Genomic DNA, 13,441 nt, shown 5'->3' with positions numbered 1-13,441 from the left:
CAGATTTCACGGTATATTTTAACCGATAGTATTTAGACTGTAATGATTACCATTTTGTAATTTAAACTGAGTATTATGATTAGGAATTCAATCTGTTGTAAATGATTGTTAATTACGTTTTCGCTGTTGTGAGGTTTTATGAATAGAAGATAAATTAAATAGTCATTCTATTTTGATAAATTATGGTTATTTCAATTGAGTTTTGCAATGTTGTTTAGTACTAACGTTTCGCTGCTTTTTTCTAAGATCTACATTAAATTAACAATGTCAGAAGTTTGATCTTTTCTTGTTGATTTTTTTTTGGTATTTTGATGAAAAGTACTAAGAAAAGTTATCTTTGAGATTTTTATAAATAAGGATATTACTATAAAATAAGCCCCTTTTTTTGTGTGATAAATAATGCTAATGTATAAGTCATTGTATTTGTTTGATATATAATTAGTTGTTAAATGGTTAAGTTGAGTAGAGAAAAATATCTGCTAAAAAAATATAATTACCATCCTTAACTTTTAGGACATATTTAATGTAAGAAAGTTATAAAAAATCTAGTTTTAAATATTTCAGATAATGCTGAAAAAAAATAAAAAATAAGAAAGAAGTTAGCTTGGAAATTAGTTAATCCATTTAATTTATTTCTGAAATTAATATATTGATAATAGAATAGATTTTTTATGAAAGCAGTTGTTTTTGAAGGACAAGGATCCCAGAGAGTAGGAATGGGTAAGGAGTTGTTTAATATGTATCCTGAAATAGTACAACAAGCCTCCAATATTATTGGTTTTGATCTGGTTGATTTATGTTTGCGCAACCCTGATAAAAAACTTAAAAATACTGAATATACTCAGCCAGCTATTTTTGTTGTTAATCATTTACAGTATCTCAAAGAATCTGAAGAAGGCTTGATAGCCGATTTCGCATTAGGTCATAGTTTAGGGGAATACAATGCTTTGGTTTTGGGAAAGGTTCTCGATTTTGAAACTGCTTTGCATTTAGTTAAACTAAGAGGGAAGTTGATGGGAAAAGCGGAAAATGGAGGAATGGCTGCGGTAATAGGGATTGAATCTCACCAAATTCACTCAGCAATTGTGCGCGCTTCTATGGAGAATGAAGTGTTTATCGCCAACTATAATTCGAAATTTCAAACTGTGATCTCCGGAATAGGTGAGAGTATTAGAAGTTTAGAGGAAGAAATCAAGAAAATTGGTGTAAAACTATTTGTACCTCTTAATGTTAGCGGTGCTTTTCATACGCCATTTATGGAACATGCCAAAATAGAATTTAGTTCTGAATTAGAAAATATTCACGTATCTAATCCTGAAGTACAGGTCATTTCAAATGTAACCGCGAGACCTTATGAATCAGATTCGTTAAAAGAGCTCATTGTAAGTCAAATTGTGAGCCCAGTTAAATGGAGACATAGCATAGAATACTTGTTGGAAAAGGGTGTTTCAGATTTTAGGGAGATTGGCCCATCTGGAGCACTTACCAAAATGATTGTTAATATTAAGCAGGATTACAAACCTTTGACTGAGAATCAGGCGCAAAAAATAGTTAATATTAAAAAACCAGAAGTGAAGAGATTTACTTTAGGAAACCCAGCTTTTCAGAAAGAATATAATACAGTATCAACTTATGTTGCTGGATCCATGTATAAAGGAATTTCTTCAAAGGAACTGGTGATTAAGATGGCCAAAGCAGGACACTTAAGCTTCTTAGGTACTGGAGGTATGACCATTTCTGAAATTGAGAATAACATTAAAACTATACAGGACACTATTGGAATTCATGATCGGCCATATGGAATGAATTTGATGTGCAATTTGATGAAACCTCAATTTGAGATTGAAACCATTCAATTGTATTTAAGAAAGGGAATTACAATAATAGAAGCATCAGCATTCTTTAAAGTCACGAAAAGCCTTGTTTTATTTAGATTAAAAGGGATTCATCTTGATGCAAGACAAAAAATTGTAGTTCCAAATCGGATTATTGCAAAAATTTCTAGACCGGAAGTAGCAGAAGCTTTTTTATCGGCGCCTCCTCAAAAAATAGTAGACGAATTATTTAGTGAAGGACTTTTATCACTCAATGAAAAATTATTGAGTGATAGGTTGATTATGGTTACAGATATATGCGTTGAAGCTGATTCTGGGGGACATACAGATCAAGCGAACCCATTTACAGTAATTACTTCTATAGGCGCCTTAAGACAACGATTGTCCCAAAACCCGCTAATTAGTGAAGTACGGATAGGTTCGGCTGGAGGAATAGGTACACCTCAAGCAATGGCAGCTGCTTATATGTTAGGGGCGGATTTTGTACTAACAGGATCTATTAACCAGGCAACTGTTGAAGCAGGAACAAGTGATATGGTTAAAGAAATGTTGGCCAATATCGACGTATATGACACAGCATATGCTCCAGCTGGTGATATGTTTGAAATTGGTGCAAAGGTTCAAGTACTAAAAAGAGGTGTTTTTTTCCATGTTAGAGCTAACAAATTGTACGAACTTTATAAGAATCATAGCTCGCTTGAAGAAATAGATCCTGATGTGCTTTCGATGATAGAGAAAAAGTATTTTAAGAGATCGATCGAAGAAATTTGGAAAGAAACTACAACTTACTTTGCTAAGTCAAATCCTTCAGAAATTGAAAAAGCTAACCGTGTTCCCAAACATAAAATGGGACTTATTTTTCGATGGTATTTTGTTCACACTGGTCGCTTAGCCTTGAGTGGAGATTCAAGTCAAAAAGTTGATTTTCAAGTACATTGTGGTCCTGCAATGGGAGCATTTAATCAATGGGTAAAAGGTTCTAAATTAGAAGATTGGCGAAATAGAAAAGTCGATGAAGTAGCAAATATTTTAATTAACGAAACTCATTTGTATCTGGAAGAAAGATTTGATACTATGTTGAGTCCTAAACAATTTTTATAAATCCCTTTAGAATGACCAAAAAAAACGACCAAAGAGATATTGCTGTTATTGGAATGTCGTGCAGACTTCCAGGAGCGTCTAGTTATCAAGAATTCTGGCAAAATTTAATTGATAAAAAGCAACACACAGGAGGCATTCCTTCAGATCGTGAATTTGATACCATATATAACAAAGAGGAACTAAAAGGTGTTTCTTTGGATTCTTTGAAATGGGGGGGCTTTGTTGATGATATTCATCGATTTGATACTAACTTATTTGATATATCAGTAAATGAGGCCAGTCAAATGGATCCCATGCAAAAGTCATTACTGGAAGCGACATACTCATGTTTCGAAGATGCAGGCTATGCACCCGATCAAATCAAAGGGAGCTCTACGGGGGTGTTTCTTGGAATAACAAATTTAGATTTTAAGGAAGTTAAAGAAAATAATAAGATAAAAAATAATGTATTTACATCACTAGGAAGTGCTATGTGTTTTTTACCAGGGAGACTGTCATATGAATTTGGTTTTAAGGGACCAAGTTTGGCCTTAGATACAGCTTGTTCTAGTTCTGGTGTTGCCATTCATTATGCCATTCAGGCTTTACTAAATGAGGAATGTAGTAGTGCTATTTGCGGTGGAGCAAATTATATAGGAACACCAACTCGTCATATTGAAAGTGCACGATTAGGACTGCTATCTAAAAAGGGAAAATGTGCGTCATTTGACCAGTCAGCAGATGGATATGTTAGAGCTGAAGGCGTTGGTCTTATTCTACTAAAAAAATTATCAAATGCAATTGAGGATAACGATCATATTTATGGCATTATCAAAGGATCTGGAGTTAATCATAGTGGAAAAGGCAAGAGTATTATAGCTCCAAATATTTTTGCGCAGTCTCAATTAATGAAAGAAACTCTTGAACGGAGTGGTGTAGAACCGGAAACTGTAGGGTATGTGGAAGCACAAGCAATTGGAAATCCTGATACCGATACAATGGAATTTATGGCACTAAAACGTACTTTCGATACTAAAAAGGCAGCTTTAGTAAAAGAAAACTCCTGCTTTGTAGGGACTTATAAACCAAATACGGGTCATGTTGAAGCGTTCTCAGGAACAATTTCAATTATTAAATCAATGCTAAGTTTTAAACATGAAATTTTGCCTCCTGTTGCTGGATTGAAAATACTGAATTCAAAAATAGAAAAGGCCTCAAACTATATGAAAGTTGTTAAAGAGGCTACCGCATTTCGAAAAACAGGAAAACAAGAATTACCTAGAAGAATTGCAATTAATAATTTTGGTTTAAGCAATACTAATTGTTGTTTTGTTTTGGAAGAGTTTGATCAAACGTTGCAATCAAAACTTCAATCTGAAGAATCAAATAAGCCATACCCATTTTTAATTTCAGCTCAATCAATTGATTCTCTTTTTCAGCAATGTAAAGCACTACTTATATCACTTAATAAGGAAAAGGCAGATCTTGATTTAATTAATTGGGCAGGAACCTTAATGTTTGGAAGAGATCATCAGAAGTATCGCTTAGGGATTGTTGCTAGTACTATAGCAGAATTAAAATTAGGAATTGAAAGCTACATTAGCAATACTAGTGCGGATCTGTTTTTTAGTGGCGAAGTTTGTAATAGTTTGGAGAGCAAAGATGAAAATGAGATATTGGAACAGATAAATTCTAAATTCAAGACTGCAGATTATTCTTGGTTATTGGTCAAATGGGTAAATGGAGGTTTAGTTGATTGGACAAAAATATTGCAAAAGGGTCAATGGAAAAAGATTCCTTTGCCTGGTTATATTTTTCAGGGGAATTCAATGTTATATCATGAACCCTCTAAACAAAAAGAATTCAAAGATGTTGAATTATTAAATGTTCAGTCAGATTTTGCAGAAACAATTCAAGTTTATACTTCTGTTTATAAGGAATCTAAAAATAAGACTGAAACTATCCTCTCTGGACCATTATATGTTTTTGTAAATTCGCAAGAACAAGAAGCTGAATATCGCTCTAAACTTGGGACTAATTATTCCCCCGTATTTGTTACTGCAGGGACAGGTTTTCGGATTTTGTGTGCGGATAAAATTGAACTTGAATTTAATAATCAAGAACATTATGCCAAACTTATAAGTAATATTGAAATATATGATAATTTAAATTTTATTCTATGTCCTCAATATCTTAACGATTCTGTTAATCAGGTAGATCCTATAGAAAACTCAGGTGTAGACCAAATAATATTTCCTATATTCTGTCTTTGTAAAGAGTTGAGCAAACTCCGGAAAACAAGATCAGCAATTGTGATACCTTATACTGAGGAAGAGGATAATTTTGTCTATATGGAAGCATTAAGTGGTTTTTCGAGAGCACTGAGCCATGAAACTTCTTCTTTGAGAATTCAGCCCTTAAGGTTAAATACATCTAAGGATAACATATCAATAATTACTTCCGTTTTAGCAAATTTATTTAATGATGATAACTTTATTAGTGGAGGTGCCTTTTTTCAAGAAGCATACAATAATAAGAAACTTCAAGCAGTTCAGCTACCATCTATATCTTCTGCAAATTGGTTAAAAAAGAATGGAACTTATTTGATTGCTGGAGGGTTTGGAGAAATATCCCAAATGTTGATAGAGTATATTCTTAAAAACGAAGAAGTGAATATTGTTCTTGTTGGTCGATCAATATTGGGGGACGAGCAAAAAGCTAAGATAAACCTCTTGAGAACTACTTACCTGCAAAAAATAGAATATTTTTCTGTGGATATTACAGTTCGAGATAATGTAGAACTATTGGCTGTTGCTTTAAAGTCTGAGTATGGTCAGATTAATGGTATTTTTAATACAGCTGGTGTATGTGAAGATAAACTTATTTCACATAAATCTTGGGAAGATTTCAAAAAAGTATTGTCGCCAAAAATTGAAGGCACCAATAATTTATGGGAACTATTATCACCAATCACAACTGATTTTTTTACTTTGTTTTCTTCTATCTCTTCAGTACTTGGAAATATAGGGCAAACTGACTATTCTTTGGCAAATGCATATCAAAATGCTTTTGCGAAATTACAATCAGAAAATCCAGCTAATACATTAAAAGTTAATTCAATTTGTTGGCCATACTGGGAGAAAGGAGGAATGCAAGTAAGTGAAAGCGTGTTGCATTACATGAAGAAAGAGTTCAATTTCATTCCTTTGGGAAAAGAGAAAGCATTTACTTTTTTAAATGCAGCCATGTTATCGGATTTAAACGAAATTGTTTTTTTTGAGGGAGACAAAAATCTTATAGATGAAGTTCTTGTGCAAAAAGGGTATTGTGAACAAAAGGTTAATAATGTAAGTGAAGTTCGGAGTAATGTCGAGATTCCAAATATTATAAAAAAGCTTAAGCAAATTTTTGCAGGCCTAATGGGAGTCAGTATTGATAGTTTGGACGAGCATGAATCTATTGAAAACTATGGAATTAATTCTATGTTAATGATGGGTTTGATGAATGAAATCGAAAGTGAATTCAACACCAGTGTTGATGTATCTATATTTACCAATTCATTATCGATTAGTGGTTTATCTGTTGAACTGATGAAGGATAGGCAATTAATGAAGAGAATTGAGTTAAGTAATCTCAGTTCGGACTCCTTAAAAATTAAAGACCAAAAAATATTAAAAGACTCTAATGATCCTAAGGAAGAGAGTCACTTAATCGCTGTTATTGGTATGGCGGGCCGATTTCCAAAGTCTGATAATGTTGACCAACTTTGGGAGAATTTATCACAAGGAAAGGATCTCACTGAATTATTACCAGAAGACAGAACATTGATTAACGAATACAGTAGTAGTTCAAAGGTTGGTATCCATAATCAGAAATATATAGGTGGATTTGTAAATAATGTCGCTGATTTTGATTCAGGTTTCTTCAATATAAATGATGAGGAGACTATGGTTATGGATTTTAATCAAAGAGTAATTTTGGAAGAAACTCAACATCTACTAGACAATAGTGGATATGATTCTTCTGAGATACGCGGAAAAAATGTAGGTGTTTTTATAGCAGGCGAAAAGACAGGATTTTCCAAAGAAAATATTGATGATTTTGATTCGAAGGAAGTCAAGCATTATGTAGTGGGGCAAATTTCAAATATGATTTCAGCCCGAATTTCTCATCAGTTCGATTTGAAAGGGCCATCTATCCTTATCAATACAGCGTGTTCAGGATCTTTGGTTGCAATTCATCAAGCATGTGATAGTATAAGGTCCGGAGATAGTGAAATGGCTATCGCAGGAGGTGTGTTTGTTTCTTTGCATCCCAATATTCAACGTAGTTTTAAAGAGGCGGGAGTAATATCACCAAAAGGAAAAATGAGAGTCTTTGATCAAGATGCGGATGGAATTGTGTTAGGTGAAGCTGCAAGTTTAGTTTTGCTTAAAAATTATAATCAAGCACTTAAAGACGGGGATAATATTTTAGGAATAATTCGTGGTTCGGCTGTGAATAATGATGGACATACAATGGGAGTGACCACGCCGAATTTACAAGCTCAAAAAGATGTTATTCGGTCAGTAATTAATAAGTCTGGAGTTAACCCTGAAAATATTGGCTATTATGAAGCTCATGGAACCGGAACTTTGCTTGGAGATCCAATAGAAATAAAGGCAGCAACAGATGTTTTTCGTGAGTATACTAGCTCTTCGCAATATTGCGCAGTAGGATCTGTTAAATCTAATTTGGGACATAGCTTGTCCGCTTCGGGATTAACCGGTTTTGTAAAGGTTTTGCAGATGTTGAGCCATAAGAAACTTATACCTACGATTAATTGTGATAACCCTCACGATCGATTCCGTTTTAAAGATTCTCCCTTTTATCCAAATACAGGTTTGAAAGATTGGGAAAGTAATGGAAATGCACGACTGGCAGCTATTTCTTCATTTGGCTTTGGGGGCACTAATGGGCATCTCATTGTTGAAGAGTTTATACCAACAATGGAATGGATTAAAAATAGAGTTCCAAAGCCTTTGACAATATTTTCTAGACGGCGATTTATACCTAAAGTAATGTCAACCGAGCAGAAAGTAAAAATAGTTTTAGAAGACCTTAACGAAAAAGTGATTACAGCTGAAGAAGCAAAGAGAAGAATATATGCTTATATCAAAGATTAATAAAATTATTGACCAAGTTGCGGCAAAAGAATTGGATTCGACAGAAGCTGCTGTACACATTTTTGATGCAATCAAATTTGATAAATTGAATCATAAATTATTCAAACATAATGAACCCTATCTAAAGGATCATACTGTTCGTGGCGATCAGGTTTTGATGGGGGTAACTTTCCTTAGTACATTTATAGATTATCTTATTTTGCATAATGTTAAGGATAAATGTCTTGAGATAAACGATGTGCTTTTTAAGCAACTGGTTAAATTCCATTATAAAGATGAGGTTAAACTGTCAGTTGACCAAAACTCCGATTTTTTACAGATTACTTTTGAGAGAAACAAGGATAATTATGCAACGGATTGTGCAGAAGGTTTCTTTTCAGTTAGAGACTCAAATCAAAAGGTTACCACAAGTGACTTCGATGATGTTAAATTTCAAGCAGCTGATAATCTTTATGAAGCCATAAAAAAAGCTGACATTATTCACGGCAAGTCGTTGCAAACTTTGACTAAAATAGCAATAAAGAAAGGGCGTGTATATGGACGTTTAGAACTAGATCAAGTATTGCAAAGTGGAGTTCAGTATCACATTCATCCTGCTTTTTTCGATGGAGCATTGGTTGCCGCAACGGCTGTAGCAGATACTACGGAACTTGATGATCCTTTTGTTCCTTTTAGCGTAAAAAGAATGATGGTTGATTTGTCAATTGATATTAGTACTGTTGCTTATTGCATCTGTTCTCTGGTGAAAAAGAATTCTGAAATAATAATTTTTAATGTAGAACTGTATAATGATAGTTATGAACAGTTTGCTGTAATGAAAGAAGTTGTTTGTAAAAGAATTCATAAAAGCAAAATAACAGATTTATCTGATTCAATCAATAAAACTAGCATAAAATCAACGAGCAAAATAGAATTTATCAATACTGAATTGGATGATCTGGACCAAATGTTATTTTATATTGAGGGGCTTCTGAAGAGGACAAATGGTTCGGAGAAAATATTTTTAGACAAAAATTTCATTGATCAAGGTCTTGAATCCATGCAATTGATCAATCTGGTAGGAATTATAGAAAAAGACCTTAATATAAAATTATTTCCAACAATATTGTTTGAATATCCGGACCCTCAGTCATTTGCTGAATATTTAATCACAGAGTTTCAATCAGAATTTTATAAATCTGTTCATTATAATGGAAGTCATTCCATCGAGAGTGATTATAAAAAAGAAAATTCTTCAGAAGGTAATCAAACTATTGTAAAGAATAATGAAGAACTAAGTAAATTAGAAATAAGAAATGATGATTCTGGAAGATTCGCCATTATTGGTATGTCAGGTCGGTTTCCTGGTGGAAATACTATTCCTGAATTTTGGGAAAGGATAAAAAATAATGAATCACTTATATCAGAAATTCCTGCAGATCGTTGGGATTGGAGAGAATATTATAATGAAGGGGCCCATATAGCAGAGCATACAGTTTGTAAATGGGGAGGATATATAGATAACGCAACTCATTTTGATAATGATTTTTTTTCCATTGGAGAAAATGAAGCTAAAATGATGGATCCGCAACTTAGGCAGTTGCTTGAAGTAGTACATGAATGTGCCGAAGATTCTGGGAAAATATTGCACTTAAAGGGGTCAAATACCGGAGTATTTACCGGAGTTTGTTTCCATGATTATTACGATGTAATGAATCGACAGCAGATACAAACTAATGAATATACTGGTACTGGAAATGCGGCAACGATTCTTTCGAATCAAATATCCAATTTCTTTGACCTAAAAGGACCTAGTTTAACTATAGATACTGCGTGTTCTTCTTCTTTAATTGGGCTGCATGTTGCTCTCCAGTCGATACAATCTGGTGATTGTGATATGGCTTTTGTAACTGGTGTGAATTTGCTTTTTAGTCCAGAGCATTACGTCTATTTTTCGTCCAAAGGTTTTTTATCGCCCACAGGGATTACGGATAGTTTTGGTAATAATTCTGATGGCTATGTACCAGCTGAAGCTGTTACAAGTATATTAATAAAACCACTTGCAAAGGCGATTACAGATGGAGACAGGATATATGCTGAAATATGTGGTACAGCTATAGCCCACACAGGAAAAACAAATAACGTTACTACACCCAGTACACGTCAACAAGCATGGGTTATGGAGCAAGCTTGGCAAAAAGCAAGAATTTCTCCTTCAAACCTTGCATACATAGAAGGGCATGGGACGGGAACGAATTTAGGTGATGCAATAGAATTAGAGGCAATCAAAATGTGTACACAGACTTTAAATTCCAATTGTTATTTAGGATCAATTAAATCTAATATTGGGCACTCTGAAGGAGCATCAGGACTTGTAGGTATAATTAAAGTTGTCATGGCAATGAAAGACAAAGTTTTACCAAGCATGCCAACCTATAAAAAGTTAAATGAAATAGTAGATGAGGCTACCATAGCTGTGAAGGTAAATGTTGAAAATATCCCACTGTTTGATCGTATTGCAGATCAGAATTATGCAGGAGTGAGTTCCTTTGGTTTTGGTGGTTCGTATGCTCATGTGGTTTTAGCTCCTAATGAACAAAGCGAAAAATTACCATCTAGTCTTATAATAGATAGCAATTACTTAATTCCTGTTTCTGCGAAAACAAAATCAAGTTTAATTTTACAATTAAAAAATCTTAAAATTTATCTGCTACATAATTTAGACAGTGATTTAACTCTTCAAGATATCTCCTATACCCTGTTTTCTTGTAGAGAAACATATGAAGAAAAGGTTATGTTGGTTGCTGAAAGTTTACATGATTTAGTAGATCTTATTGACGGATTACTAAAAGAGGTATCTGCAGACAATAAAAATGTAATAAGATTGTGTGTAGGAGAAAAGCAAATAGATGAGAATTTGCTTAATGATGCTAATAGCTGGCTCACTAGCAATTATTTAAAAAGAACCTCATGGACTGAAAAATTCAAAATAAAAGGAAAGCAAGTTGATTTGCCATTTTATTCATTTGACAGAAAGAACTTCTGGTTTGATGAAAAGACAATAAATCATCCAATGGAATTTTTAAGTAATCACGACAATAAAAAAATAAGTACAAAGGCTGATTTCTTGGAGAAACTTGACGTTGGTTCATTAAAAAAAGAGGTGAACAATATCATATCGGAAATTACAAAAATTGACGAAATATTTCTGGAAGAGGATATCGAATTGGCTGATTTTGCAATTGATTCATCTCAATTGTATGTTATAACAGATGAAATTTCAGAACGTTTAGGGATCTCTATAAATCCTACGCTTTTTTTCCAATTTAGAGTATATGGTGAATTATTAGCTCATCTGGTTACTTTACAGCCAAAGATTATCGACACTAGGGAGGAAAACATCACGGTTGTAAAAGAGCAGAAGGCACCTATTAAGCAAAATCATACTAGTAATGATGATGATATGGCCATTATAGGAATGAACGGTATATTTCCTGGAGCCCATAATTTAAATGAATTTTGGAAGATACTGGTTGAAGGTCGGGATGTAATAAACAAAGCTTCGAGGCAGCGAATAGAGCAACTGCAAACATTATCTCAAGCCTGGAATGGAGGATTTATCGATGGTATAGATGAATTTGATTATGATTTCTTTAAAATTTCAAAGAGAGAAGCCTGTACAATGGATCCTCAACAGAGATTGTTTTTACAGTCTGCATGGAAAACGTTGGAAGACGCAGGGATAAATTTAGTGGGCACAGAAGGGTGTAATATTGGTGTATTTGCAGGTGTATCTACTTCGGATTATTTGTCTTTGTTGATTAAAGCAGAAATTGAAGCCGATCCTTCTATCTCAACAGGTAATGCTCATTGTTCGATTGCCAATCGGGTTTCTTATTTGCTTAATTTGAATGGACCAAGCGAAATAATTGACACTGCATGCTCTAGCTCTTTGGTGGCAATACATAGAGCAGTATTGTCTATTAAAAATAAAGATTGTGAGATGGCTCTTGTAGGAGGTGTTAATTTGAATCTATCTGATAATCTATTTCATATATTTAGTAAAGCAGGAATGTTGTCTCCTACCGGAAAATGCAGGCCTTTTTCAGAAGATGCAGACGGCTATATACGAGGAGAAGGAATTGGTACAATTTTAATAAAGCCATATAATAAGGCTATAGCTGATAAAGATCAAATTTATGGAATAATAAAAGCAGTTGGAGTAAATCATGGCGGTAAGGCAAACACTTACACTTCTCCCAATTCTAGTCGTCAGTCCGAACTTATTTGCAATACAATGAGTAGAGCAGGAATTGATGTTAATACTATTCAATTGATTGAAGCTCATGCTACTGCGACAAAATTAGGTGATCCTGTAGAGGTAAATGGATTGAAAGAAGCCTATAAACAAAAAGAGATAGGAACTATTGAGAATAGTACAAAATGCTACTTGGGCTCTGTTAAAGGGAATATAGGACATTTAGAGTCTGCAGCAGGAATCGCAGGTTTAATGAAGGTTCTTCTTGCAATGAAATTCAAAATAATTCCTCCCAACTCTCATGCACAAAATTTAAATGGCCTTTTACAATTAGAGAAAAGTAATTTTCTTGTAAATACCAATGTTGTTAACTGGAATAAAAAAGAAGATATTCCTCGACGTGCTGCGGTTAGCTCATTTGGTTTCGGTGGAACAAATGCTCATCTTATAGTAGAAGAATATGAAGAATTAGCAGATGAGATTAAGCCATTACCAAAAGAAGGTATTTTGTTTGTACTTTCTGCGAAATCTGAGAAGACACTCCAAGCTTATTGTCAAGATTATCTCAATTTTTTAAGTGAATTAATTAATGAGGGACAGATTATTGATTTGAAACAATTAGCTTATAACTTGCAATGCAGAAGAACTCACTTTAGTTATCGTCTAGTGATTATAGCGCATTGCATAGATGACATTTTATTAGGTTTACAATCAGGGATGGATTCAATTGTTAAAGATTCAATTGCAATTCATAAGGGAGTTGTGAAAAGTATGGCTTCTCTAAAAACTATTCCAACGTTCCATGAGTTAAATTATTCCGAGTTAGCACAGGCTTGGGTTTTAGGCCAAGTTCATATTGATTGGAAGGAATTTAATGCGGGAGAAACCTTGCCAGTGATGCATCTTCCAACCTATCCATTCGCACGCACAACTGCTTGGTACACCGATTTGATTCCAGAAAGACAAAAAAACATTTACTCCACAACAGCTAATATTGAAAAAATAACAATGCCTGTAACTGTAGACGAAAGCGCCTTGAAGGGTTTTTTATTAACCCAGACAGATCGTAAAGGATTATTGGAGGGATTGGATTATGAAATTAGCTCATTTATAAATTGAATACA

3 protein-coding genes are annotated in these 13,441 nt (G+C 33.9%); all 3 read left to right on the top strand.

Translation table 11 applies throughout. The annotated features are described in order from the left end of the window. Positions 1-671 precede the first annotated feature (671 nt). From fabD to GKZ86_RS20060, 3 genes are read left to right on the top strand one after another with little or no spacing between them, the layout of a single operon-like run. On the top strand, positions 672-2,936 hold the full coding sequence (gene fabD, locus GKZ86_RS20070) for an ACP S-malonyltransferase (RefSeq protein ID WP_154784838.1): 2,265 nt from the start codon (positions 672-674) through the stop codon (positions 2,934-2,936). Positions 2,937-2,947: 11 nt separating this feature from the next. After that, entirely contained in the window at positions 2,948-8,080 is a 5,133-nt protein-coding gene (locus tag GKZ86_RS20065) for an SDR family NAD(P)-dependent oxidoreductase (protein WP_154784837.1), read from the top strand. Next, a complete protein-coding gene (locus GKZ86_RS20060) occupies positions 8,061-13,436 on the top strand; it encodes a beta-ketoacyl synthase N-terminal-like domain-containing protein (protein ID WP_154784836.1) in 5,376 nt (1,791 codons plus the stop codon). The genes GKZ86_RS20065 and GKZ86_RS20060 overlap by 20 nt, the downstream gene beginning before the upstream one ends. Positions 13,437-13,441: the final 5 nt, after the last annotated feature.

It is taken from the genome of Flavobacterium sp. LC2016-13 (assembly GCF_009707955.1).
Taxonomy (GTDB): Bacteria; Bacteroidota; Bacteroidia; order Flavobacteriales; family Flavobacteriaceae; genus Flavobacterium.
Note: the sequence above shows the minus strand (reverse complement) of the source record. Positions and strands in the feature narration are given on the sequence as shown.